At 73.5% G+C, this 24,368-nt stretch carries 18 protein-coding genes; 6 read left to right on the forward strand and 12 right to left on the reverse strand.

The genetic code is table 11. The features are described 5' to 3' along the window. Window positions 1-160 precede the first annotated feature (160 nt). The 4 genes from ACF08D_RS30715 (at window position 161) to ACF08D_RS30730 (ending at window position 5,223) form a co-directional block, all read left to right on the forward strand. The gene (locus ACF08D_RS30715) at window positions 161-3,568 is read left to right on the forward strand and encodes a nitrate- and nitrite sensing domain-containing protein (protein WP_392227382.1); all 3,408 of its coding nucleotides are present in this window, start codon (window positions 161-163) and stop codon (window positions 3,566-3,568) included. A gap of 10 nt (window positions 3,569-3,578) precedes the next feature. Continuing rightward, window positions 3,579-3,992, forward strand: a complete 414-nt coding sequence (locus tag ACF08D_RS30720) for a roadblock/LC7 domain-containing protein (RefSeq protein ID WP_030980891.1) — start codon at window positions 3,579-3,581, stop codon at window positions 3,990-3,992. A 96-nt stretch (window positions 3,993-4,088) separates the two neighbouring features. Then, the gene (locus ACF08D_RS30725; RefSeq protein WP_392227384.1) at window positions 4,089-4,661 is read left to right on the forward strand and encodes a DUF742 domain-containing protein; all 573 of its coding nucleotides are present in this window, start codon (window positions 4,089-4,091) and stop codon (window positions 4,659-4,661) included. Then, complete coding sequence (locus ACF08D_RS30730; protein WP_069978110.1) at window positions 4,642-5,223, forward strand: ATP/GTP-binding protein; 582 nt, start codon at window positions 4,642-4,644, stop codon at window positions 5,221-5,223. The genes ACF08D_RS30725 and ACF08D_RS30730 overlap by 20 nt, the downstream gene beginning before the upstream one ends. A 150-nt stretch (window positions 5,224-5,373) precedes the next feature. Here the strand turns inward: ACF08D_RS30730 and ACF08D_RS30735 are convergent, their stop codons facing one another. The 4 genes from ACF08D_RS30735 to ACF08D_RS30750 form a co-directional block, all read right to left on the reverse strand. Continuing rightward, complete coding sequence (locus ACF08D_RS30735; protein WP_392227385.1) at window positions 5,374-5,568, reverse strand: acyl-CoA carboxylase subunit epsilon; 195 nt, start codon at window positions 5,566-5,568, stop codon at window positions 5,374-5,376. An 11-nt stretch (window positions 5,569-5,579) separates the two neighbouring features. Beyond that, entirely contained in the window at window positions 5,580-7,178 is a 1,599-nt protein-coding gene (locus ACF08D_RS30740) for an acyl-CoA carboxylase subunit beta (protein ID WP_392227387.1), read from the reverse strand. Window positions 7,179-7,332: 154 nt separating this feature from the next. Beyond that, window positions 7,333-9,720: a polysaccharide lyase 8 family protein gene (locus tag ACF08D_RS30745; RefSeq protein WP_392227389.1), complete on the reverse strand. Its 2,388-nt coding sequence runs from the start codon at window positions 9,718-9,720 to the stop codon at window positions 7,333-7,335. Between the two features lie 181 nt (window positions 9,721-9,901). Next, window positions 9,902-12,976: an endo-alpha-N-acetylgalactosaminidase family protein gene (locus tag ACF08D_RS30750; RefSeq protein WP_392227390.1), complete on the reverse strand. Its 3,075-nt coding sequence runs from the start codon at window positions 12,974-12,976 to the stop codon at window positions 9,902-9,904. A gap of 278 nt (window positions 12,977-13,254) precedes the next feature. Between ACF08D_RS30750 and ACF08D_RS30755 the strand changes: the two genes are divergently transcribed. Then, window positions 13,255-14,505: a serine hydrolase domain-containing protein gene (locus ACF08D_RS30755; protein ID WP_392227391.1), complete on the forward strand. Its 1,251-nt coding sequence runs from the start codon at window positions 13,255-13,257 to the stop codon at window positions 14,503-14,505. Between the two features lie 69 nt (window positions 14,506-14,574). Here the strand turns inward: ACF08D_RS30755 and ACF08D_RS30760 are convergent, their stop codons facing one another. The 5 genes from ACF08D_RS30760 to ACF08D_RS30780 all read right to left on the reverse strand — a co-directional run bounded on the left by ACF08D_RS30760 (window position 14,575) and on the right by ACF08D_RS30780 (window position 20,858). Continuing rightward, window positions 14,575-16,002, reverse strand: a complete 1,428-nt coding sequence (locus tag ACF08D_RS30760) for a hypothetical protein (RefSeq protein ID WP_392227393.1) — start codon at window positions 16,000-16,002, stop codon at window positions 14,575-14,577. Between the two features lie 73 nt (window positions 16,003-16,075). Continuing rightward, window positions 16,076-17,557, reverse strand: coding sequence for a VWA-like domain-containing protein (locus ACF08D_RS30765; RefSeq protein WP_392227395.1), 1,482 nt, complete (start codon window positions 17,555-17,557; stop codon window positions 16,076-16,078). Then, window positions 17,554-18,786 (reverse strand): AAA family ATPase, encoded by a 1,233-nt coding sequence (locus tag ACF08D_RS30770; protein WP_392227396.1) that lies wholly within the window; start codon window positions 18,784-18,786, stop codon window positions 17,554-17,556. Before ACF08D_RS30770 ends, ACF08D_RS30765 begins: the two co-directional genes overlap by 4 nt. Before the next feature lie 102 nt (window positions 18,787-18,888). Beyond that, window positions 18,889-20,259 (reverse strand): hypothetical protein, encoded by a 1,371-nt coding sequence (locus ACF08D_RS30775; protein ID WP_392227398.1) that lies wholly within the window; start codon window positions 20,257-20,259, stop codon window positions 18,889-18,891. Between the two features lie 86 nt (window positions 20,260-20,345). Continuing rightward, window positions 20,346-20,858 (reverse strand): hypothetical protein, encoded by a 513-nt coding sequence (locus tag ACF08D_RS30780; protein WP_392227400.1) that lies wholly within the window; start codon window positions 20,856-20,858, stop codon window positions 20,346-20,348. Between the two features lie 212 nt (window positions 20,859-21,070). Between ACF08D_RS30780 and ACF08D_RS30785 the strand changes: the two genes are divergently transcribed. Continuing rightward, the gene (locus ACF08D_RS30785) at window positions 21,071-21,688 is read left to right on the forward strand and encodes a YceI family protein (protein WP_392227402.1); all 618 of its coding nucleotides are present in this window, start codon (window positions 21,071-21,073) and stop codon (window positions 21,686-21,688) included. Here the strand turns inward: ACF08D_RS30785 and ACF08D_RS30790 are convergent. The 3 genes from ACF08D_RS30790 to ACF08D_RS30800 form a co-directional block, all read right to left on the reverse strand. Beyond that, the gene (locus tag ACF08D_RS30790; protein WP_392227404.1) at window positions 21,672-22,445 is read right to left on the reverse strand and encodes a class I SAM-dependent methyltransferase; all 774 of its coding nucleotides are present in this window, start codon (window positions 22,443-22,445) and stop codon (window positions 21,672-21,674) included. The genes ACF08D_RS30785 and ACF08D_RS30790 overlap by 17 nt on opposite strands. A gap of 4 nt (window positions 22,446-22,449) precedes the next feature. After that, a complete protein-coding gene (locus tag ACF08D_RS30795; protein ID WP_392227406.1) occupies window positions 22,450-22,854 on the reverse strand; it encodes an ATP-binding protein in 405 nt (134 codons plus the stop codon). Window positions 22,855-22,998: 144 nt separating this feature from the next. Then, window positions 22,999-24,204, reverse strand: a complete 1,206-nt coding sequence (locus ACF08D_RS30800; RefSeq protein ID WP_392227408.1) for an acyltransferase family protein — start codon at window positions 24,202-24,204, stop codon at window positions 22,999-23,001. Between the last annotated feature and the right edge of the window lie 164 nt (window positions 24,205-24,368).

Consider the following 24,368-nt stretch of genomic DNA (forward strand, 5'->3'; position numbering starts at 1 on the left):
GCCCGTTTTATCTGAGGTCTGAACCACTGGTACCGCCCCGAACGGGGGGTTTGGAACGCGGCCGCTTCACGTGCTGCAATGCGACGAACTCCCGAGTAGTACGGCCCCTGAAAGAAAAACGGCACAACGTAGGTGCCGGCGCCGAGAGGTTGTTGGTCGAGTGAGGCGAAGCACGAAAAGCGCCGCAGAGCAGCAGGCGCGGGGCAATTTCACCCCGCCCGCGCGCACAGCGGCGCCGCCTGCCGATACGCCCGGAACACCGTCGCCCGCCTCCGGCGGCAGCGGTGCCGCGGGCAGCTCCAGCAAGCTGTCGCCACGCAACTGGCGTGTGGCGACCCGCCTGAACGCGATCCTCCTCATACCCGTGCTCGTCGGGCTCGTCATGGGCGGCTTCCAGGTGAAGACGTCCATCGACACCTGGCGAGAGGCCCAGGACGCCGAGAAGACGGCGCTCATCGTGCGCGCCGCCTCGGAGTACGGGCAGGCGCTGCTCAACGAGCGGGACCTCACGGCGGAGCCGCTGCTGAAGGCGCAGTCCGCCTCCGTCCGGGAGTCCGACAAGGTCACCAAGTACTACGAGGCGACCGAAGCCGCCAAGAAGAAGTTCGACGAGGCCGTCAGGGACCTGCCGTCCGGGCAGGGCCTGGAGCGCCGGCTGAAGCTGTTCCGGGCCGAGGAACCGAACCTGGAAAAGGTCCGCAGGTCCGCCTACGCCAAGGCGAAGGACCCGATGGGTACTCAGGACGAGTACACCAGGGTCCAGCACTACCTGATGGAGTTCGCCAACGAGCTCGGGCTCGGCACCGGCAACGTCACCTCCTACGGCCGCATGGTCTACGCCGTCCAGCTCGCCCAGGCCGCCCAGTCGCTCCAGCGCTCGCTCGGCACGCACATGCTGGTCCGGCCGAGCCGGGACGAGGCGACGTTCACCCAGCAGTCCAAGGCGTTCAACTCGTACAACTACCTGGAGCAGATCGCCCTCGGCGAGTTCCGGTCCGCGGGCAGCGACGAGGACGTCAACAACCTGCTGGCGGTGATGGAGAGGCGCGCCCTGGAGGGGGACAAGAAGCTCCAGGCCAAGGGCATCACCCTGAAGAAGGACGAGAACGGCTCGGTCCTCGGCCCGATGGCCGTCGCCATCGGCACCGCCGAGGACGCCGACGCCATGGAGGGCCTGGCGGAGAAGGGCACCACGGTCGACACCTTCCTGCCGGCCTCCTCCTCCAAGTACGACGGGTACGGCGAGGTCAGCAGCGACCTGGTGAACAAGGCCGTGACCGAGGCCGCCGAGATCTCCGGCGACGCCAAGACCGACGCCATCATCAACGGCGCCATCGTCGTCGTCGCCCTGCTCGCCGCGTTCATCCTGGCCGGGATGATGGCCCGGCAGATGAGCACCTCGATGAGCCGGCTGCGCACCGCCGCCTTCGGCATCGCCGAGCAGCGCCTGCCGATGCTGGTCGACCAGCTCTCCCGTACCGACCCGGGCCGGGTCGACACCCGGGTGCAGCCCATCCCGATCGACTCCCAGGACGAGATCGGTGAGGTCGCCCGCGCCTTCGACCAGGTGCACCGCGAGGCCGTCCGGCTCGCCGCCGAGCAGGCCCTGCTGCGGGGCAACGTCAACGCGATCTTCACCAACCTCTCGCAGCGCAACCAGTCGCTGATCGAGGGCCAGCTGACCCTGATCACCGAGCTGGAGAACAACGAGGCCGACCCGGACCAGCTGGAGAACCTCTTCCGGCTGGACCACCTGGCCACCCGTATGCGCCGCAACGGCGAGAACCTCCTGATCCTCGCGGGCGAGGAGCCCGGCCGCCGCTGGAACCAGCCGGTGCCCCTGGTGGACGTGCTGCGCGCCGCCTCGTCCGAGGTGGAGCAGTACGAGCGCATCGAGCTGACCGGCGTACCGGAGTCGGAGATCCACGGCCAGGCCGTGACCGACCTCGTGCACCTGCTGGCCGAGCTGCTGGAGAACGCCACCACGTTCTCCTCGCCGCAGACCAAGGTGCGGGTGACCGCGACCCGGCTGCCCGACGGCCGCGTGATGGTGGAGATCCACGACAAGGGCATCGGCCTCACCGCCGAGGACTTCGCCGACATCAACCACAAGCTGGCCAACCCGCCGACCGTGGACGCCGCGATCTCGCAGCGCATGGGCCTGTTCGTGGTCGGCCGGCTGGCCGACCGGCACGGCATCCGGGTCCAGCTCCGCCCCTCGGGCGAGCAGGCCGGTACGACGTCGCTGGTCATGCTGCCGGACGCGATCACCCACGGTGGTGGTGGCGAGCCGGGCATGGAGGACGACTTCACCGTCTCGCAGATCATCCCGGAGCAGCAGCAGCAGGCGTTCGAGGCCGCTCCGATGCGGACGGCGGCGGAGCTGGGCTTCGACGACTCCCGCTACGAGCAGCCGTCCGGCGACGGCACCACGATGGACCCGGTGGGCCGCTCCCGGATGCGCGAGGAGCGCCGTGCGGCGCTGGGCGCGCAGCTCCAGGGCGCCCAGGGCGGGGCGGAGGCCGAGCGGCCGCTGTTCCGCGACGAGGCGGCCCAGGAGCAGCGGGACGGCGCGTACGAGGGCCGGGGCGGCCAGGAGCAGTACGGCTACGAGCAGCCCGCGTACGAGCAGCAGCAGGCGCCGTACGCCGAGGACGGCTACGAGGGCTACCAGCAGGGGTACGCGGGCGGCGACTACGCCACGGGCGAGTACGCGACCGGGGAGTACCCGAACGGCGAGCGGGCCGGTGACGGCCATGCGACGGGCGAGTACGCGAACGGCGACTACGCGACCGGCGAGCACCCGGCGGGCGAGTACGCGACCGGGGAGTACGCGACGGGCGAGCACCCGGCGGGCGAGTACGCGACCGGGGAGTACGCGACGGGTGAGTATGCCACCGGCGAGTACCCCGAGCCCGGCTATGCGGAATCCGGTTTTCCGGCTCAGGAGACCCAGCAGCCGCGCTACGACAACCAGTTCGACGCCCAGCCCCACCAGGGCGAGTGGGCCGAGCAGGGCTCGTACGAGGGCGGTTTCCAGCCCGGTTTCGGGACGGAATCGGAATCTTCGCAGGGCGCTCCCGCGAACGGCTCGGAGCGCGTAGGCTTCTCCTCGGGCCCCACCCCGAGCACCGGTCATGAGCTGACCGACGCCGGTCTGCCGCGCCGTGGCAGCCGGCAGCAGGCTCCGGCCCCGCAGCAGCAGGTTCCTCAGGCGGAGCAGACGCAGCCGGTCCGGCGGGACTCGCCGGGCAGCGGTGAGGACGGCGGTTCCGAGGGCTGGCGCTCGACCAACGACGAGCGCTGGCAGCGGGCCGAGAAGCTCCGCGAGCCGAAGGCCGGCGGGGTCACCCCGTCCGGACTCCCGCGGCGGGTGCCCAAGGCCAACCTGGTCGAGGGTACGGCGGAGCAGACCCCGCAGGGCGGCCCACAGGTCTCCCGCGCCCCGGAGGACGTGCGTGGCAGGTTGAGCAACCTGCGGCGCGGCGTCCAGAGGGGGCGCAGCGCGGGAACGGACACGAACGGATCGGGCCTCGGCCCGGGTAGTACCTACAACCAGGAGCGTTAGTGTGAGCCCGATGAGCCAGGCGGCGCAGAATCTGAACTGGTTGATCACCAACTTCGTGGACAACACCCCCGGGGTGTCCCACACGGTGGTGGTCTCCGCCGACGGACTCCTGCTGGCGATGTCCGAGGGTTTCCCGCGGGACCGTGCCGATCAGCTCGCCGCGGTGGCGTCCGGGCTGACGTCGCTGACGGCCGGCGCGTCCCGGATCTTCGAGGGCGGCGCCGTCAACCAGACCGTGGTGGAGATGGAGCGCGGCTTCCTCTTCATCATGTCGATCTCGGACGGTTCCTCGCTGGCCGTCCTCGCCCACCCGGACGCCGACATCGGTCTCGTCGGCTACGAGATGGCTCTGCTGGTGGACCGCGCGGGCACCGTCCTCACCCCGGACCTCCGCGCCGAACTCCAGGGAAGTCTTCTCAACTAGCAAACAGACCGTGCGTTTCTCGCCACCGCACCATAGGGTGCGGTGGCGCGGCTCCACAGGGACATGGAACCGGTGAACGGCAGTCGAGGAGGAAAAGTGGCAACACCCCCAGGCGGACACCGCCCGTACGACGGTGCGCACCAGTCGCAGGGTGACAACGCCCAGAACCGCTTCAACTTCCCCTCCGCGCCGAGCGGTCCGGGCGGTGCGCAGCCGCCCTACCAGCAGCCTCAGCCGGGTCCGCCGTATGTGCAGCCGCAGGCGCCGCGCACCCAGCAGGTGCGGCAGCAGCGCCGGCGGCCGGAGTCGTCGCCCACGTCGGGCAACCACAATCCCCTGGTCCGTCCGTACGCCATGACCGGCGGCCGGACGAGGCCCCGGTACCAGCTCGCCATCGAGGCGCTGGTGTCCACCACGGCCGATCCGTCCCGGCTGCAGGGGCAGTTGCCCGAGCACCAGCGGATCTGCCGGCTGTGCTTCGAGATCAAGTCGGTCGCCGAGATCTCGGCACTCCTCTCCATCCCCCTCGGCGTTGCCCGGATCCTCGTCGCCGACCTGGCGGAGGCCGGACTTGTCGCCATCCACCAGCCCGGCGGCGACGAGTCCGCCGGCGGCCAGCCAGACGTGACACTGCTCGAAAGGGTGCTCAGTGGACTTCGCAAGCTCTAGCGGCGGTGCAGCCCGCTCAACCACCAGCGCGAAGATCGTGGTGGCGGGCGGATTCGGCGTGGGCAAGACCACGTTCGTGGGCGCCGTCTCGGAGATCAACCCGCTGCGTACCGAGGCCGTCATGACGTCTGCGTCCGCGGGCATCGACGACCTCACCCACACCGGCGACAAGACGACGACCACGGTCGCCATGGACTTCGGCCGTATCACCCTGGACCAGGACCTGATCCTGTACCTCTTCGGTACGCCGGGCCAGGACCGTTTCTGGTTCATGTGGGACGACCTGGTCCGCGGCGCCATCGGCGCGGTGGTGCTGGTCGACACCCGCCGGCTGGCGGACTGCTTCCCGGCGGTCGACTACTTCGAGAACAGCGGCCTGCCGTTCGTGATCGCCCTCAACGGCTTCGACGGCCACCAGCCGTACACGCCGGACGAGGTCCGCGAGGCCCTCCAGATCGGCCCGGACACGCCGATCATCACCACCGACGCCCGCCACCGCGCGGACGCCAAGAGCGCGCTCATCACGCTGGTCGAGCACGCGCTGATGGCCCGCCTGCGGTAGGGCGGACCGTCCCGCGTCCCCCGTACACCGGTGAGAGGCCCGTACACCCGAGGGTGTGCGGGCCTCCGTCGTCCTGCCCCTCCGGGTACGGCGAAGGGCCCCGTACCGGGTCGGTACGGGGCCCTTCGGGGTGCGGGCGCGCCGGTGGGGTCAGCCCTGCCAGGAGTGCGGGGCGCGGAAGCCGGACTGGCGCTCCAGGCGGCGCCAGCCGGCGGTGGAGCGGACGCGGCGGGCGGGGGCGGCGGGCCGGGCGCTCGCGCGGGCGAGGAGGACGGCGGTGATGGCCGCCAGCTCCTCGGCCTCGGCGTGGCCCTTCTCGACGCGGAGCAGGTTGGTGTCGGTCACGGGGGCTCCTGTCACTGGGGCGGGTTGCCGTGCTTGCGGGACGGCAGGTCGGCGTGCTTGGTGCGGAGCATCGCCAGCGCGGCGATGAGCACGGAGCGGGTCTCGGACGGGTCGATGACGTCGTCGACGAGGCCGCGCTCGGCGGCGTAGTACGGGTGCATCAGCTCGGCCTTGTACTCCTTGACCATGCGGGCGCGCATGGCCTCGGGGTCCTCGGCGTCGGCGATCTGCCGGCGGAAGATGACGTTGGCGGCGCCCTCGGCGCCCATCACGGCGATCTCGTTCGTCGGCCAGGCGTAGGTGAGGTCGGCGCCGATGGACTGGGAGTCCATGACGATGTACGCGCCGCCGTACGCCTTGCGCAGGATCAGCGAGATGCGCGGCACGGTGGCGTTGCAGTACGCGTACAGCAGCTTGGCGCCGTGGCGGATGATGCCGCCGTGCTCCTGGTCGACGCCCGGCAGGAAGCCGGGGACGTCCAGCAGCGTGACGATCGGGATGTTGAAGGCGTCGCACATCTGGACGAAGCGGGCGGCCTTCTCGCTGGCCTCGATGTCCAGCACGCCGGCCAGCGACTGGGGCTGGTTGGCGACGATGCCGACGACCTGGCCGTCGAGCCGGGCCAGGGCGCAGATGATGTTGCGGGCCCAGCGCTCGTGGACCTCCAGGTAGTCGCCGTCGTCGACGAGCTCCTCGATGACCTTGGCCATGTCGTAGGGGCGGTTGCCGTCGGCGGGGACGAGGTCCAGCAGGACGTCGGAGCGGCGGTCGGCCGGGTCCTCGCTGGGGTGCGCGGGCGGGTTCTCGCGGTTGTTGGAGGGCAGCAGCGACAGGAGGTAGCGGACCTCCGCGATGCAGGTCTCCTCGTCGTCGTACGCGAAGTGCGCCACGCCGGAGGTCTCGGCGTGCACGTCGGCGCCGCCCAGGCCGTTCTGGGTGATCTCCTCGCCGGTGACCGCCTTGACGACGTCCGGGCCGGTGATGAACATCTGCGAGGTGTCGCGGACCATGAAGACGAAGTCGGTCAGCGCGGGGCTGTACGCGGCGCCGCCGGCGCACGGGCCGAGCATCACGCTGATCTGCGGGATGACACCGGAGGCGCGGGTGTTGCGCTGGAAGATGCCGCCGTAGCCGGCGAGGGCGGAGACGCCCTCCTGGATACGGGCGCCGGCGCCGTCGTTCAGCGAGACGAGGGGCGCGCCGGCCGCGATGGCCATGTCCATGATCTTGTGGATCTTGGTGGCGTGGGCCTCGCCCAGCGCGCCGCCGAAGATCCGGAAGTCGTGGGCGTAGACGAAGACCGTACGGCCCTCGACGGTGCCCCAGCCGGTGATGACGCCGTCGGTGTACGGGCGCTTGGCCTCCAGGCCGAAGCCGGTGGCCCGGTGCCTGCGGAGCTGCTCGACCTCGTGGAACGAGCCCGGGTCCAGCAGCAGCTCGATGCGCTCACGGGCGGTCAGCTTGCCCTTGGCGTGCTGGGCCTCGGTGGCGCGGTCGCTCGGGCCGCGCAGGGCCTCCTCGCGCAGGGCGTGCAGCTCGGCCACGCGCCCGCGGGCGTCGGTCGGCTCGCCCTGAGTGTGCTCGCCCTGGGTTTCGTCCACAACGGTCATGCATCGACCCTACGAAGTCGACCAAGAAAAACCCGCCGTCGACTCCGTACAGTCTCGTGCCGCTTCTGCTGTGAGCCTCGGACAGAACCGTGGCCCGATGCAGCCGAAGTGCCAGCCGTGGACCCCCGCTGGTTGTGGGGGTTCTACAAGAGGCTCAGAGGGCGACCGTGCAGTGGTGGCCGGTGCACGCCACGCCGGGGGTCACCCGCAGCCGGAGCGCGGAGCCCGTCGCGAGCACCTCCACACCGGGGTCCCGGGCGATCACGCGCCGGGCCGGACCGTGCCAGGTGATCTCCAGGGGCCGCCCGGTGCGCGGTGGCTCGGCGACGGAGACCGTCACCGTCCGGCCGCGCCGGCGGACCAGCACGCTCGCGGGCGCGCTCGCCGTGAGCGGCCCCACCGTACCCGGTTGCCAGAAGTTCGCGGCGGTCAGGCCCAGGGAGGGCACCGCGACGGCCTGGCGGGCGGCGGTGTTGTCGAGGATCTCCAGCCAGCGGGGGTCGTGGGCGCGGGCGGCGACCGTCCGGAGGGAGGCGCCGGGCATCAGCAGCCAGGCGTACGCGGCGTCCGCCGGATCGGTGCCGTGGTCGAGCCAGAGGGTCTGGTACCGGCGGGTGCGGCGCTCGGCGCTCGACGTCGTGTTGATGTCCCGCCAGGCGCCGGTGCGGTCCTCGCGCAGGGTGCGCAGTGCCGTGGTCCCGCCGGGGAAGACCCAGCCGCCGTGGCCCTCCAGGTGGGCCCAGCGCCCGCCGGGGCCGGTGGTGAACCGCGCGCCGCCCGCCTCGCCCAGGTTCCGGTTGTCGACGGTCGTCTCGACGGGGACGCCGTCCGCGCAGCCGATGCCCGCGCCGAGGCAGACGACCGTGTCGGCGGCGCAGAACCAGGACTTGCGGGCCTCCAGGGTGGAGCCGAGGCCCTTGAGGTGCTGGCCGACGGCGGCGAACTCGCCGTCGGTCACTCCCCCGACCCAGGCCGCCGCCGGGCGGGGCTCGCCCCACTCGCCGCCGGCCCGGTCGGGCAGCCGCTTGGTGGAGACGGTCGTGCCGGGCAGCCGGTAGAAGTCGACGGTGGGCCAGAACCAGTCGGTGTACTGGGCGTCGTTGCGGGTGCCGGGGCCCCACCAGTAGAGCATCCCGGCGCCGGTGTGCCAGCCGCGCGGGTTCTCGCCGTTGCCGCACTCGTAGTACGCGATCCGGTCCGACGCCATGGCGATGTTGGCCGTCCAGCCGGGGCGCCGGTGCACGGCCCGGTCCATGGCGGCGAACAGGGTGTGGCCGACCGGTTCGGGCGCCGCGGGGACGGGTGAGGCGGCGACGGCGTGCAGCCGGGCGAGGTCGGCGACGCCGAACTGCGGGGCGGTGAGGACCGGGCTGACGGTGTCCCGCTCGATCCAGCCCTTCACGCGCGCGTGCCACCGGTCCCGTTCGGCGGCCGACGCTCCCCCGGCGAGCAGGGCGACGGCCGCGATGACGCCCTGGCCGTGGTAGTGGTCGCCGCGCAGGGTGGCGCGCGGGTCGTTGCGCAGGATGCCCCGGCTGATGGCGCGTCCGCTGACGCTGTCCATCATCAGGCCGTTGAGGAGGAGCGGCGCGTAGGCCCGTTCGACGCTGTCGAGGACGATCTGGCGGTTCGGGTCGGTGACGGCCCACGGCGACCCGGCGAGCAGCGCGAACAGCCGCCCCAGCCCGTCCAGCATCACCTGTCCGTACGTGCCCGAGTAGGCGACCCGGGTGTGCTGGACGAACGAGCCGTCGGCGTACAGCCCGTCCCCCCGGGTGACGTACGGGAAGACCGGCGAGAGGGCGTCCCGCGCGAGGGCGAGCTTGGCGGGGCTGCGCCCGAGGACGCCCCGCAGCGCCACGGAACGGCACAGGTCGACGCGGTTGGCCCCGGTGGACGTGCCGCTGTAGTCGCCGAGCATCGTGTCGGGGACGAAGTGGTCGACGGCCGCGCAGGCCGCCTCCACCCGGGCGGGGCCGGCGGCGGCGTACAGGGTGGCGACGATGTCCATGAGCAGGCGGGGGCTGCCGATCTGCCACTCCCACCAGTTGCCGTAGCGGGTGGTGCCGGGGTGGTAGACGCGCTCGGAGAGGTGGTCGGTCCCGTGCAGGACGTCGGCGAGCAGGCCGGGGTCCCCGGTGTGCCCGGTGCCGGGCTGGGCGTACGCCTGGGTCATCGTCCACAGGCGGTGGTAGCTCTGGGTGATCCCGGAGGGCGGGTCGAAGGGGTACCCGGGCCACAGGGAGGTGACGGTGGGGGCCATCGAGGCGCGGTACCGGGCGGCGAGGTCGCCGGTCTCCGCGAGCCGGGAGGCGTACGGCTCGGCGGCCGGGTCGTACCCGGTGCCGAGCTGGAGGCCGAGCCAGCGCAGCCGGAGCGCCTCGAAGTCGTCGGCGGGGGCGGGGTCGGGGACGGCCGGGGTGGGGGCCTGTGCGGGCACGGTGCGTCCCAGGGCTGTGGCGGAGGTGGCGGTGGTCGCGGCGGTGACGGTGGCCGCGGCGAGGAAGGTGCGGCGGGACCAGGCGGGTGGGGCCGGTGGCACGGGGGCCTCCTGGGGTGCTGGAGCGTCGACGTCACGGTGTCACGCGGTGAGCGGGTTGTCTCACAGGAACCAACAAACCGTCAAGGAATCGCACACGACGCAACGCAGCTGACGGCGCCGGTACGTCCCGGGCGGCCCACCCGCCCCGATCACCCCAGGAGATACGGGTGTTGACCACCTCTCAGCAGGCAGGGGGGCCGGTGGGGGCCGGGCCCAGGTCGGTGACGGTGAACCGGTCGAGCACGAAGTCGGCGCCCTCCGGGGCGCCCTCGCGCTTGCGCAGCCCGGTCCAGGTGTCGCCGCAGCCGGCCGTGACCGTCTCGGTGAAGCGTCCGGTGGTGAGCCGCTGCCCGATCGGGGTGCGCCGGGTCTCGACGGGGCCTCCGGGGCGGTCGTCCCCGGTGACCCACTCGTACGCGCCCGCGTGGCTGGACTGGTAGGCGTACTCCACCCGGTAGCGGTGCCCGGCCTTCATGGGCACGGTCCAGGGCGCCGTGCGGTAGACGAGGCCCGCGTTCTCGTCGTGGGACTTCAGGGACTCGTGGCCGTCCAGGACGTCGTCGACGAGCTTGCCGTTCCAGCCCGCCTGTGTGTACGGGGCGTGCATCTGGCTCACATGGGTGCGCGGGTCGGTGGTGCCGCCCGCGTCGCCCTTCAGGAACGGTCCCCAGCCCTGGTCGACGGCCTCGAAGTCCTCGTACGCCCGCCCCTCCTGCCAGGTCGGCGCGTTCTCCACCACCCGGACGTCGTCCACCCGCACCCGGGCGCCGCTGCCGCCCTCCGCCGTGACCGACAGGGTCGCCGTGCCGCCGGCCGGCGCCGTGAAGTGGACCTTGGCGCGCTGCATCGAGGTGCCGTGCCAGTCGGAGGCCGCGATCCGGTTGGGCACCGTGGACCGCTCGACGGCCACGGACGCGCCCCCGGCCGCCAGCGTGGTGCGCCGGGTCGCGCCGGGCTCCACCTCGATCCAGGCGGACGCGCTGTACCGCTTCCCCGGGGTCAGCCCGCCGACGCGCTGCGCCACACCGGCGCGCGCCTCCCCGGTGAGCGCCGCGCTGTTGCGGCCCCGCTCGTCGGTGTGGCGCGCGACCGCCCCGGTGGTGCGCCAGGCGCCGAGCCGCGCGTCGTTGAAGCCGGGGTCGCCCACGGGCGTGCCCTCGCCCCACCGTACGGGCGGCTGCGCGGGCGCTCGGCCCGGGTACAGGACGTACGCCTGGCCGGCGGTGGCGGTCAGCGTGATCCGGCCGTCCTTCCCGGCCCGTACGGTCCCGGCGGCGACCCGCCCGTTGTCGGTCAGCCGGTGGACGGTGTACGTGCCCGGCGGCACCTCCCAGGTACTCGTACCGCCCGCCGTGTTGTAGTGGTACAGCTTGCGCCCGCCGTCCCAGGGCAGCAGGTAGCGGTCCCCGTCCAGGACCTTGCGGCCGTGGTCGTAGAAGGTCCGCCTGCCGTCCTCGACGGTGCCGCGCACCCCGCCCGCGAAGGTGATGTCGTCGCCGTCCCAGCGGAGGATCGGGTGGTGCTGGAGGTACTTGGCGGGCAGGTTCTTCTGCCAGATGTTGGCGAGAAAGGCGGTGTAGTCGTTCTCGCCGGTCCAGCCCTGGAAGTCCTCCAGGGCGGTCTGGCCGAGGACCGGGTGGGCGTTCCAGACGTCCTTCTCGCCGTTGCGGATGAACCGGATGATCCGCGAGTTGAGGCCCTTGTTGGTCGCGCCGCCGTAGTCCAGGTCGTTGGCCCAGTGCGACCACAGCGACGCCCGCTCGAACTTGTCGGACCACTCGGTGGTGACGTTCCAGCCCTGGTCGCGCACGATCCGCAGCGTCCTGTCGGCGATCCAGCCGTGGGTGTAGTAGACGTCGATGTAGAGGAGGCTCAGATTGCGGTGGGTCTCGTCGCGCAGCCGCTGCAGCCGGCGGGCCAGGTCACCGCTGTTGAGGTCCCGGCGCTGGTCGATGTAGTAGCTCTGGTTGAGCCAGTTCCAGCCGGGCCGGGTCTTGTCGACCAGGGTCTCGCTGAAGGCGCGCGCCTCCGGGTACGCCTCGGTGGCGTTGACGTGCACCCCGAAGGTGGCGCCCCACTGCGCGCCGCCGCGCAGCAGCGCGTTCAGGTCCTTCAGGCCGCCCGCCCGCTTGTTGTAGTTGCCGCCGTAGTCGGGGTGGGCGGAGTCGTGACCCTCGGAGCCGTAGCCCTTCAGCACCGCGAGCTGGCCGAGCCCGTCGGTGGACAGGGAGATCCGCTTGACGTCGTCGAGGGTGCGGGCGAAGGGGTGGGTGGCCTGGCTGGCGAAGTTGAACGGGATGTGCGTGACGACCCGGTCGGGCGTGTCCTCGCTGCCCGGCGCCCGGACGCCGATCGTACGGAAGGTGATGGCGCCGTCCTGCCAGTCGACCCGCCGGTCGCCGTTGGCGTCGGGCGTGACGACGACCTTGGCCCACGGCATTCCGGTGCCGGTCTCGGGGCGGGGCGCGCCCGCGCCCCGGTGGGTCCACTGCCCGGACCGGACGCCCACCCGGACGCTGCCGTCCGGTGCCCTGCGGGCCTGGTGCCAGAAGCGGGCGTCGTCGCCATTCGTGGGCCCGGCCGGCGCGTCGTAGCCGGAGTTCGACTCGACGGCCGCGGCCAGGGCGGCGGTGCTGACGATCGCGTAGCTCGCCCCGACCTCCGCCGGGTCGGCGGCCGTGTCCGGCGTCACCGTGCCGAAGATGTCGGCGGTACGCGTCGAGTCGGGGTCCAGCCGGGTGAAGGCGGTGGCGGCGCCGGGTTCGGTGGAGCCGACCGACACCAGGTCGTGCCCGGGGACGTCGATGGTGCCGACCCGGAAGGCGGCGGTGTCCCGGACGCCCGTCACCCGGAACGTGGTGGCCCGGCCGGAGACGGTGAGCGACGCGTCGATCGCGACACCCGGCAGGCCGGGGAAGCCGAGCGTGTAGCGGGCGCTCGTGGCGGTGACGACGGGACCGGCGGTGAGCCGGACCGGGTACGCCGTGCCGTTGAGGGTGACGGCGGTGACCGGGCCCGTACTGCCGAGGAGCCGCGCGCCGCTCGCGCGGTCGGTGTACGAGACGACCCGCGGGAAGTCCCGGGCGACGGCGACGGCCAGTTCGGGCGAGCCGATCACGGCCGTCCCCCGGGGCGCCGCGGACGGCGTCGGCCGCGCGGCGGGCCCCGCGGTTGCCGGTCCCGCCAGGGCGAACACGGCGGACGAGACGGCAGTGAGGGCGCACACCGCACGCCGGGAGCGGAATCGAGGCGACATGACCACTGGCGTAACGGCCGCGCCGCGGGACCGTCAACGGAACGGTCGCGGTGCGGCGACACCAGTCCAACCACGCTCTCGGTCAGTCCAACTGGCGCTGTGTGACGCATGTCCTTCCGCATCCCCCGCCGCAGCTTCCTCGCCGGTACGGCCGCCGCCACCGCCCTCGGGCTGCGCACCGGCGCGACCGCCGAGCGGCTTGCCCCACATGGGCGGGTTGCCGGGGCGTACAGGCGTTTTGTCGGCCTTGGCGACATTCGTCCCGTCATAGTGCGGGCATGACACGCACCTCCCGCCGTACGCGCCCGCGCACCACCGTCCGCGCCTGCGGTGCCCTCCTGTCCGCCGCCCTCCTCGCCGCCGCGCTCCAGGCCACGGCCGCCCCGCCCGCGTCGGCCGCGAAGCCCGACGGGCGCGGCGGCCCCGAGTGCGTGAGGACCGAGGGCCCCCTCCGCGGCGACGCCGCCCGGGTCATGGACATCGTGCGCAAGGCCAAGGGCGAACTCCGGCTCAAAGCCGTGAACGTACGGGTCGTCGACGACGGGCGCGAGGTCGTCACCGACGCGCTCGGCGAGTCCATGACGAACGTCCCGGCCGAACCGGACATGCACTTCCGGGCCGGCTCGGTGGTGTTCTCCTACCTCGGCACGATCCTTCTCCAGCTGGTCGAGGAGGGGAAGATCGGTCTCGACGACACCGTGGACCGCTGGCTTCCGAGCCTGCCGCACGCCGACAAGATCACCCTGCGGATGCTGGGCAGCGCCACCAGCGGCCTGCACGACTACGTCACCGACCCGAAGTTCGGGGCCGCGCTGACGGCGCACCCCTTCCGCCAGTGGACGCCGAAGGAGCTGGTCGGCTACTCCCTGAGCCACCCGCTCTGGTACAAGCCCGGCACCAACTGGAGCTACTCGCACGCCAACTTCGTCCTCCTCGTCGCCGCGCTGGAGAAGATCACCGGCACCCGGGTGGACGAACTGGTGCGGCAGCGCGTCACCGGGCCGCTGGGGCTGCACAACACCCGCAACAACTTCACCCCCGACATCCCGGGGCCGGTCCTGCACGCCTTCACCAGTGACCGCGGCCTGTACGAGGAATCCACCTTCTGGAACCCCTCCTGGACCACCGCGCCCGGCGCCGTCATCACCAGCCACATCTGCGACCTGGCGCGGTCGGCCGAGGGCATCGGCAGCGGCGAACTCCTGTCGCGCCGCGCCTACCGCACCCTGCTCGACCCGGGCACGGTCGGCCTCGGCCGCGCGACCAAGACCTGCCCGGCCACCGTCTGCGTGAAGCAGACCAAGGACCACCACTTCGGGCTCGGGGTCCTCGTGGTGAACGGCTGGGTGGTCCAGAACCCGTCGTTCTCCGGCTACGCGGCGATCAAGGCGTACCTGCCGTCCGAGCGGCTCGCCATCGCCGTCGCCGCCTCGCAGACCGCGACGACGCCCGACGGCAACACGGCGGAGGTGGTCGCCGAGCGCATCGCCGCCGAGCTGGCGCCCGGCGTCCCCCTGACCGTGCAGTGACGGCCGGCTGACGGGGGCCGGCCCGATCGCCCGCCGCCCCGGCCGGGGCGGCGGGCCGGGCCGTAGCGGTCAGCCCGCGGACGGGAACACGAAGAAGCCCTGGTCCGTGCTGATGTAGCCGTACCCCGAGGGCTGCGAGAACAGCGGCACGTACTGCTCCGGCAGGCTCTTGGCGAGCACCTTCTTCGTACGGCCGTCGACGGCCAGGTACACCGTCTCGCCGGACTGGTCCTCCTTCGGGATGCCGTACAGCACCCCGCCCGGGGAGAACCGCACCGGCTGCAACGCGTTCTCGTCCTGCTTCTGCTTCCAGACCTCCTTGCCGTCGGCGGGCTGCCACACGGCGGTGCCCTCCTTGGTCTCCGCGGCGGCCAGGGTGCGGTCCGGGGACAGCACGGACCGGCCCTCGGTGTCGATGGTGTCGTGCGGGCTGTCGGCGTAGGAGTACGTCGTGGAGCCGCCGACCTGCTTGCCGCTCGCGATGTCGTACGTCGCCGTCACCCAGGTGTCCGGCGACAGGGCGCCGACCCCCCAGGCGGTGAGGACCTTGCCGTCGCGGACCTCCATGACGCGGAGGTTGCCGCTGGTCCGCTTGCCCTCCTCCAGCTCCACGCCCGCCGGCGGGGTGACGTCGGCGGTGCTCCACACCTTCTTTCCGGTGGCCAGCTCCGTCATGACGAGCTGCTCCGGGTTGTTCTCGTAGTTCGACGCGTTCTCCACGTGGAAGGCGTACTTCCCGGTGATCAGCGGGGCGTGGGCCTGGCTGCCGTCGATCTGGTTGGCGCGCGGGTCGTACGAGCACGACGCCAGCTGCCCGGTGCAGGTGACCTTCCGGGCCGCCCCGCCGTCGACGGGCGTGAGCTTCAGGCTCTCGTCGCCGTCCTGCTCGATGACATGGCCCTCGGCGACGTGGAACTCGTCGCCCTCGCGCTGGGTCTTGCCCAGCTCCGCACCGTCACTGCCGTAGACGGTGACCGCGGTGGTGGTCTTCTCGGCGCTCAGGCCGTCGGACGCGGTGGTCGCCGCCGCGAACACCGCCACCGCGCGGACCCCGTCGTGCCAGGTGGTGGCGGCCACCCGGTCGGTCGTCACCTTGAGGGTCTTGCGCACCTCGCCGGTCTTCACGTCCCGGAACTCCAGGGTGGCCGGCTCGGGGTCGTCGCTGGTGTGCAGGGTGCCGACCGACCCGTCGATCGGTTCCTTGTCGTAGCCCCGCCCCAGGGCGTACTCGCCCCGGGCGTCCTTGACGAACAGCAGGGTGTCCCCGAGGTCGATCGCCCCCGCCGCGGGAGCGCTCCACGCGGCCTTGGCGGCCAGCCCCGGGATCGCGGGCCCGGTGTACGCGGGGCCCTGGGCGGCCGTGGCGCCGCCGCCCCCGTCGCCGGAACTGCCCTTGGCGGGTGCGCCCTTGGCGTCGCCGTCTCCGGAGGAGTCGCACCCGGCGACGAGGCCGAGTGACAGGACGAGTCCGGCGGCCATCACTGTGTATTTGTTCATGTCCCCGTTGTTTTCGCGGTTGTTCGCAGTTGCTCTTGAAGTGCTCACGGCAGCATAGACAACCGTCCGCCCCTCAGCCGATCGTGACCACGCGCGCCCAGGACGGCGGCGCGTCCGGGGTGTAGTGGGGGTCGTGCTCCCTGACCCGGCCGGCGGGGCGCGGGAAGAGGCCGACGACCGTACGGCAGGGCGGCGGGGCGGACGGCCAGGGCGTCTGACCGTCCGTCAGCGCGACGATCACATCGGGCCGGGGGTGGGAGCCGAGCGCCCGGTCGAAGCCGGAGCACAGGTCCGTGCCCCCGCCGCCGACCAGTTCGATGCCCTCGGCGCGGCAGAGCGGCACGGCGACCCCGGCCGCAGCGTCGCAGGAGATCACCGAGACCAGGTCGCGCCGTCCGCCGACCGCCCGGGAGATCGCCGCCACCTCCAGCAGCGCGCTGCCCAGTTCGGCGTCGCTCACCGATCCGGAGGTGTCGATGACGACGCACACCCGGGGCGGGTTGCGGCGCAGGCTCGGCAGGACCACCCCGGGGAGGGAGGCCGCGCGGCGGGACGGACGCCGGTAGCTGTGGTCCTCGCCCACCCCGGGCGCGCCGGCCGCCGTGCGGACCGCCGACCCCAGCAACTGCCGCCAGGGCTGCGGCGGGTGGAACGCCTCCTCCGCCCACCGGCGCCAGCCCTCGGGCGCGTCGCCCGGCCTGCCCCTGATGCCCTCGGCGACCCGGAAGCGCACCGCGTCCCGCTGCTGCCTGGTGAGCCCGTGCGCCCCCTCGGGCCCCAGCTCCCACGGCCGCGCCCGCCCGCCGGCGCCACTGCCGCAGTCCAGCCAGGCCAGTTCGGGTGCGAGCCCCGCCATCGACGCCGTCCGCAGGTACTCCTCCATCAGCAGCCCCGAGGGCAGCTCCAGCATCGACGGCAGCACGACCCCGGCCGGCCGGGGCAGGCCCTCCCCGTAGATGTCGTCGTTGATCTCGAAGTCACCGGCGATGTTCCGCCGCAGCCTCTCCCCCGGCCCGTGCGCGTCGTTCTCGCGCGCGTACCGCAGGCCCCGCCCGTGGTGGTCCCGCAGCAGGTGGGGCACCTCGTGCACCCAGACGCCCGCCAGCTCCTCCACCGGCATACGGGCCACGAAGGCGGGCGAGACGTACACCCGCCAGTGCGCGTCCACCGCCATGGTCGGCACGGACCGGTCCTCCACGACGTGCAGCGCGAACAGCGCGTCGGCGAGGTAGGGGCGCACCTTCACCGCGTGCAGCCGGGCGGCCAGCAGCTTCTCCCGGTCGAGGGGGGTGACGGGCAGGGGTACGGGCGCGGACTCCGGTACGCGTACGGATCCGGGTACGCGGCGGGGCGCGGCCTCCGGTACGGGTACGGGCGGCGCGGGTACGGGCGCGGGCCGTTCGGCCGCCGGCCCGCGGCGGCCGGGCACCGGACGCGGCACGGCGGCGCGTACCGGCGGCGGGCCCGGCACGGCGGCGCGTACGGACTCCGGACGCGGCACGGCGGCGCGTACCGGCGGCGGGCCCGGGAGCGGGCGGCCGGGGGCGGCCGTCATCGGTGCGCCCCGGCGGCGCGGGCGGCGTCCGCGGCGGCGGCCTGGTGCACCGACCGGTCCGCGCGCCGGGCGAGCCCGACCACCCCGGCCAGCCGCTCCACCGCGTCCGGCACCTCCCAGTCGTCCCGCCGCAGGGCGGCGAGCGTCGTCGCCGGGCCGACCAGCAGGTCCGGGGCGCCGGTCTCCAGCGCCCGTACCAGGACCGCCCAGCCCGCCTCCCAGCGCTCCTTCCCCGGCCGCGCGCCGACGGCGGACACCACCGCCTCCAGCGCGGCCTGCCGCAGGTCGCCGCGTTCCGGCAGCACGGCGGCGGCGGGATCGGCCAGCAGGGTCTCCGGGTCGGGGAGGTCCATCCGGTCCAGGTGGGCGAGCAGTTCGAGCCCGGGGCCGTCGCCGACCGTGCCGCGGATCAGCGCGGCCAGGACCTCCCGGGACGCTCCGGCCGCGGTGGCGAAGGCCAGCAGCGTCAGGGCGGCCTCCCAGCTGCGGGGCGAGGGCCAGGCGCCGCCGCGCCGCGACTCGGTGCCCGGCAGCCGGTGGATCAGCGTGGGGCGCGCCGTCAGGAAGCCGCACACCGCCCGGCGGGCGAGGTCCACCGCCTCGGGCAACCGCTCGGGCGCCAGCCGGGGCAGCTCCGCCCGGGGCCAGACGCCGCCCAGGCCGCGTACCACCACATCCTGGTCGTGCACCCAGTGCAGGTGCACGAAGCGGTTGGCCAGCGGCGGGCTCAGCTCCCAGCCGTCCGCGGCCGACGCGCGCGGGTTGGCGGCGGCCACGATCCGTACGCCCGGCGGCAGCCGGAGCGCGCCGACCCGCCGTTCCAGCACGACCCGGAGCAGCGCGGCCTGCACGGCCGGGGTGGCGGTGGACAGCTCGTCCAGGAAGAGCAGCCCCTTTCCGGCCCGCACGAGGCGGACCGCCCACTGCGGCGGCGCCATCGGCACGCCCCGCACCTCGGGGTCGTCGCCGACGACCGGGAGCCCGGAGAAGTCGGACGGTTCGTGGACGCTGGCGATGACGGTGGTCAGCGGCAGGCCGAGGGACTCGGCGAGCCGGGTCAGGGCGGCGGTCTTGCCGATGCCGGGTTCGCCCCACAGGAGGACGGGCAGGTCGGCGGCGACGGCGAGGGTGAGCGCTTCGAGCTGCTCGTCGGGGCGCGGTTCGGTGGTGGTGCGGCGCAGCCGGGTGAGGAGGTCGTCGGCGAGGGCGAGCTGGGTGGAACCGGTCATGGGATCACCTGGGTGTGTGAAGAGGGAAGCGTGAGGATCCGCGTGGCGCGGAGAGAGGGGTGCGGAGAGAGGTGCGCGGGGAGAGGTGCGGCCGGCCGCGGGTCAGCGGGCCGGATCGGTGCGGGGCAGGCCGGTACGGGGCCGGCCCCGGGCGTCGCGCTTGGCGCGGATGTCGTCGGGGGCGCGGCGGTCCGGCCGCGTCCGGCGCGCCCGGGCGGCGGGGTGCTCGGGCAGCAGCCCCGCGCGGTAGAGCCCGTGGTCGACGCGGCGGGCGGCGGCCCGGCGCAGCTCCGCCCGGAGGGGTCCGTCGCGCAGGACGGCGCGGGGGCCGAGCAGCCCCTCGACGACGGCCAGCGCGCCGGTGACGTCGCCGTGGAGCAGCCGCTCCCGTACCGCGGGCAGCGCCTCCGGGTCGCGGTGCACGGTGTCGATGGCCCGCAGGCACGGCAGCGGTGGCCCGCCGAGCGCCACCAGCAGTGCCTCGCGCCGGAGTTGGTCCGGGTGGTGGTCGACGGCGGTCAGGACGCCGTCGCGCGGCGCGATCCGGTGGACCTCGCCCCGGCACTCCACCCGGTGCGGATCACCGGGGCCGTGTACGGGTACGGGCGCGGCGTCCGGCGCCGGGGCGGCCGTGCCGAGGGCCGCCGCGACGACGGGGTGCAGCCGGTCGGGGGTGATCAGGCCGGACCGCAGGAGTTCCAGGTCGGGCAGGGGCCGGGCGGCGGCTTCGGGCAGGAGGGGCAGGGCCGCGTGCGCGTGGGGCGGCAGCGGCTCGCGCAGCGGCCGTACGGTCGGCAGGTGGGCGTCGTCGGGCGCCACCAGCTCGTACGCCGCGCCGCGGCGGGCCCCGAGCCGCACGGTGAACGGCCCCCGGGGCCCGAGGCCCTCCGCCCGCAGCAGCCGCTCGGCGTCGGCGGCCCAGTCCGCCGGGGCCCAGGCCGCCGCGGGCCGGGGATCGCCGGGCCGCGGGGCGCTCCAGAGGTGCCGGTGCAGGTCGAGCCGGAACCTCCGGTCGGGGCGCGGGTGCGGGTGGTGGCCCGCCTCCGTGCGGCCGGCCGGGTCCCAGAGGGCCAGGGACATCCGCTGCCCGGCGTCCGCCCCGGCGGGCGGGGTCCGCACCACGAGGTGGACCGTGCCGTCACCGTCGCCCCGGTAGCGGGCCAGGGAGACGGTGAGGCCGGGCCGCAGCCGCCCGTCGGGGGCGATCCGGGGCATGTGCCAGCGCAGCAGATCGGGCGCCAGGAGGCGCAGGTCGGCGCGGAGGCGGGAGAGGAGGAGGGTGCCGTGGCGGTGGCGTACGGCATGGGGATCGAGGTCGACGTCGACCCGGGCGGCGGCGCAGGCCCCCGCCCAGTCACCGGCCGCACGGCGGGCGGTCGCGGTCTCGATCATGGACGGTGGCACGGCGTACTCGCGTACGCGACGCCACATCGACAGACGGGGAGGTGTTCCGTTCGTGGGGTGATGTGCCATCAGCACTCACCTTGCACGAACGATTCCCCCATTCCACGCGAGGAGTTGTTCATCATCGCGGGCATCATAACCACACGCGGCGGCGGTCAGCACCCCCCGCAGTTGGAGTAGGTGACGTCCCAGTGGTTGCCCTCGTCGGCGTAGACGTTGCCCGAACCGGAGCGCCACTGGGGGGCGTTGTCGCCGGGGCGGTTGCCGATGCGGGTGAAGGTGCTGGTGATGTAGGTGCCGACGCAGCCGGTCTTGCCGTAGTCGAGCTTGTAGCCGTTCCAGTGCGAGTAGGTGCCGCCGGCGTGGCCGGTCTCGGTGCCTCCGGTGATGTTGAGCGCGCAGCCGCTGGCGCTCCTGAGGGTCTGGGCGCCCTGTGCGGTGGCGAGGTTGAGCTGCTCGAACGACGTGCACCTCGGGTTGTTGCGGTCGGAGCAGCCGCCGGACGAGGACCAGGTGATCCCGGACGAGCGGAACATCGAGGTCGCGGTGGCGTGGCTGATCTTGGTGGCCGCGTGGGCGTCGGTGGCGCCGGTGACGACGCCGAAACCGGGCGCGAGGAGTGCGCCGGCGGCCAGGGCCAGGGCGGTGACGGCGGAGCGGAGCTTCATGGGCGGGTCCTCCTGCGGTGCCGATACGGGTGCGGGCGGTGCGCGTGCAGGTGGAGCAGACAGATGGTGCCGCAGGGCTGTGCGCGTACGCCAGAGGGCGCCGTACCGCCGCCGGGAGAAGACCCCCACGGAGGTGGTTGAAACTTGAACGGAATAGGTCTATGGTCGTTCTCGTTGAAGGTTAAACAAACCGCACGAAGGAGACTGAGACCATGGGCATCTTCGGCCGCAGCAACACCGCCACCACCGCCGCCACCCCCACCGCCGCCACCACCGTCGACCCGGCCCTGGCCGCGCTGACCGGCACGTACACCATCGACCCGGCCCACAGCGGCATCGGCTTCACCGCCCGCCACGCCATGGTCACCAACGTCCGCGGCGCCTTCGCGGAGTACGAGGGGACCCTGGAGCTGAACGGCACCGACCCGGCCGCCTCCAGCGCCTCCATCGACGTGACGATCGCCTCCGTCGACACCGGCAGCGCCGACCGCGACGGCCACCTTCGGAGCGCCGACTTCTTCGACGCCGAGCAGTTCCCGCTGATGACCTTCCGCTCCACCCGCGCCGAGGCGCTGGGCGGCACGGACTACCGCATCACCGGCGACCTCACCATCAAGGGCGTCACCAGGCCGATCACCATCGACCTGGAGTTCAACGGCGCCGCGAAGGACCCGTTCGGCAACGAGCGCGTCGGCTTCGAGGGCAAGGCCGAGCTGCTCCGCTCCGACTGGGGCCTGACCTGGAACGCCGCGCTGGAGACCGGCGGCGTCCTGGTCAGCGACAAGATCAAGCTGACGTTCGAGATCTCCGCGATCAAGAACGCCGGGTGACCGGCTTACGGGCCTCGACGAGCGTCCGGCACGAGTGAGCGACAAAGGGACCTTCGGCCTCGATGAGGCCGTGCAGGTCCCTCAGTCGCTCCCGGTACCGCTCCACGGAGAAGTCCGGGACCGTCCAGATCACCTTCCGCAGGAAGTAGACGACCGCGCCGACGTCGAAGAACTCCATGCGCAGGCGCTCCATGCGCACGTCGGCGATCTCCAGCCCGGCCGCCCGCGCCTGCGCGGTCTCCTCCTCCGGATGCCGCTTGCGGCGCAGCTCGGCCGGCAGCGGCCCGAGGAAGAACTCGATCAGCTCGAAGACCGTCTCCGGCCCGACGTGCTGCGCGAAGTACGTCCCGCCCGGCCGCAGCACCCGAGCGATCTCGGCCCACCACACCGTCGCCGGGTGGCGGCTGGTGACCAGGTCGAAGGCGCCGTCCGCGAACGGCAGCGGCGGCTCGTCCGGGTCGGCCACCACGACCACCCCGCGCGGGTGGAGCAGCTCGGTGGCCCGGGCGACGTTCGGCGGCCAGGACTCGGTGGCCGCCATGACGGGCGGGTACGAGCCGGCCCCGGCCAGCACCTCACCGCCGCCCGTCTGGATGTCCAGCCCGGCCGACGCGGCGGCGAGCCGCTCAGCCATCAGCCGCTGGTAGCCCCAGGAGGGGCGCTCCTCGGTCGCGCGGCCGTCCAGCCAGGAGAAGTCCCAGCCGGAGACGTCGACGGCGTCGGCCTCTGCGACGAGATCGTCAAATGAACGTGCCATGCCGTCACTGTACGAACTCGCACCACACGACCTTGCCAGGGCTCCGCCCGCGCACACCCCACGTGTCGGACAGCGCGGCCACCAGGAGCAGCCCGCGCCCCGACTCCCCCTCCTCGCCGGGCGCCCCCGGGAGCACCTGCCCGTCGCCGCTGTCGTGCAGCTCCACCCGCAGCACCCGCCCGCCCCGCTCCCGCCGCAGGCACAACCGGAACCCCCGCCCCGGCGGCACCCCGTGCAGCAACGCGTTGGTGGCCAGCTCGCTCACACACAGCAGGACGTCCCCGGCCCGCTCCCGTACGCCCCACGCCCCGAGGGCCTCCGCCGCGAACCGCCGGGCCGCCGGCACGGCCCGCCGCTCACGCCGGTAGAACGCCTCGTAGGAGTGGGTGAGTTGGAGTTCCTTGTTCATACGGCCATGTCACTGCACACCACACCCCCCGACCAGCGGAAGGACCCGTACAACCACCTGGTACGGCGCCTTCTGGCTCCTGACGGGGAAGCGGAGGACTTCGTCATACGCAGTGCCGCGGCCGGCCCCCCGCCGGAGGTCGGGTCAGGAGGCCCCTGCGGGGTCCTGAGGAGCCCGGTCCGGGCGGCGGCGGGGAGGCTGTTTCGGGGCGGTGGTGCCCGGGCCCCTCCCCCGCAGCCACCGTTCCGCCGGGTGCTCCAGCCAGTGGTAGGCGGCGGCCGACAGGGCGAGGCTCGTGGTGAGGACCAGCAGCCAGAGCAGCGGGGTGTCCGGGACGCGGCCCACCGCGAGGCGGATCACGATCTCGTGCAGCAGGTACCAGGCGTACGACCAGTGGCCCAGGCGCAGCGCCCAGGGGCCGGTGAGGCCCGTGGGGCGGCCGTCCAGGTCGGCGCGGGCCGCGGCGGCGACCAGCAGGGCGAACAGGGGCGTGACGAGCAACTGGGAGGCGGAGTACGGGCCGTACCAGAGCGCGTCCGGGACGGCGGCCGACCAGGGCACCAGCGCCAGGTGCCAGGCGAGCACCAGAGCGGCCGCCGGCCACAGCCCGACGGGCGGGCGCCAGCCGCGTGCCACGGCCAGTCCGGTCACCACGCCCAGCAGGAACTGGAGGGTCCGGGTCAGGGGCAGGTAGTCCAGCGCCCACGCGCGCGTGCCCGGGTCGGTGATCAGCGCGCCGGCCGTCCATACCAGCACCACGCCGGCGCAGACCGCGCCCGCCAGCCGGCGCCGTCCGCGTGCCGAGCGCACCGCGGGCAGCGCCATGAGCAGCGGGAAGATCAGGTAGAACCACGCCTCGTCGCTGAGCGACCAGGCGGCCGGGTTGCCGCCCCGCAGCACGGCGGGGTCGGGCACCCAGGCGTTGACCAGCAGCAGGGAGGCGGCGACCGCCCTCGCGGAGACCTCCGTGCCGAGGGCGGCCCAGGCGGCGACCGACAGGGCGGTCGTGGCGGCCAGGAGCGGCCAGATGCGGGCGAAGCGCCGCCACAGGAACACCCGGGTGGGTACGCGCCTGCCGTCGTACGTCCAGGCCAGGACGAAGCCCGACAGCACGAAGAAGAACGTCACTCCGCTGCGGCCGTACCGGGTGAGGTCGCCGAGAACGGGTACCTCGCCCGCCTGCCGGGTGAGGTGGTACAGCACGACCAGCAGGGCCGCCCAGAAGCGGAGCCCGGTGAGGGACGGCAGCCGGTCCCGCCCGGGACGGTCCCTCCCGAGACCCTCCCGGCCGGGGCGGTCTCGGCCCGGGTGGTCCCTGCCTGCCGGAGGTGTGGAACTGCGGGAACACATCCCGCGATTATCGGCCCCGGCCCGGGCGGTCCCGGCCACGGGCGGCCTCCACCGGGCGGTCGCGCCAACCGCCGACGCGTGGCCCGCGCCCCGCGTCCCTCGGCTACCGCTCCAGATCGTGGCGGGCGTGTGCATCAGCGCGGCGGCGTCGGCGAGCCGGTCGG

This window comes from Streptomyces sp. NPDC015131 (assembly GCF_043079975.1).
Classification (GTDB): Bacteria; Actinomycetota; Actinomycetes; order Streptomycetales; family Streptomycetaceae; genus Streptomyces.

Excerpts from the sequence above, each read along its gene's own strand:
- ACF08D_RS30720 (WP_030980891.1), top strand. The coding sequence starts at position 3,579 with ATGAGCCAGGCGGCGCAGAATCTGAACTGGTTGATCACCAACTTCGTG.
- ACF08D_RS30740 (WP_392227387.1), bottom strand. The coding sequence starts at position 7,178 with ATGACCGTTGTGGACGAAACCCAGGGCGAGCACACTCAGGGCGAGCCG.
- ACF08D_RS30750 (WP_392227390.1), bottom strand. The coding sequence starts at position 12,976 with ATGTCGCCTCGATTCCGCTCCCGGCGTGCGGTGTGCGCCCTCACTGCC.
- ACF08D_RS30755 (WP_392227391.1), top strand. The coding sequence starts at position 13,255 with ATGACACGCACCTCCCGCCGTACGCGCCCGCGCACCACCGTCCGCGCC.
- ACF08D_RS30760 (WP_392227393.1), bottom strand. The coding sequence starts at position 16,002 with ATGAACAAATACACAGTGATGGCCGCCGGACTCGTCCTGTCACTCGGC.
- ACF08D_RS30765 (WP_392227395.1), bottom strand. The coding sequence starts at position 17,557 with ATGACGGCCGCCCCCGGCCGCCCGCTCCCGGGCCCGCCGCCGGTACGC.
- ACF08D_RS30770 (WP_392227396.1), bottom strand. The coding sequence starts at position 18,786 with ATGACCGGTTCCACCCAGCTCGCCCTCGCCGACGACCTCCTCACCCGG.
- ACF08D_RS30775 (WP_392227398.1), bottom strand. The coding sequence starts at position 20,259 with ATGGCACATCACCCCACGAACGGAACACCTCCCCGTCTGTCGATGTGG.
- ACF08D_RS30780 (WP_392227400.1), bottom strand. The coding sequence starts at position 20,858 with ATGAAGCTCCGCTCCGCCGTCACCGCCCTGGCCCTGGCCGCCGGCGCA.
- ACF08D_RS30785 (WP_392227402.1), top strand. The coding sequence starts at position 21,071 with ATGGGCATCTTCGGCCGCAGCAACACCGCCACCACCGCCGCCACCCCC.
- ACF08D_RS30790 (WP_392227404.1), bottom strand. The coding sequence starts at position 22,445 with ATGGCACGTTCATTTGACGATCTCGTCGCAGAGGCCGACGCCGTCGAC.
- ACF08D_RS30795 (WP_392227406.1), bottom strand. The coding sequence starts at position 22,854 with ATGAACAAGGAACTCCAACTCACCCACTCCTACGAGGCGTTCTACCGG.
- ACF08D_RS30800 (WP_392227408.1), bottom strand. The coding sequence starts at position 24,204 with ATGTGTTCCCGCAGTTCCACACCTCCGGCAGGCAGGGACCACCCGGGC.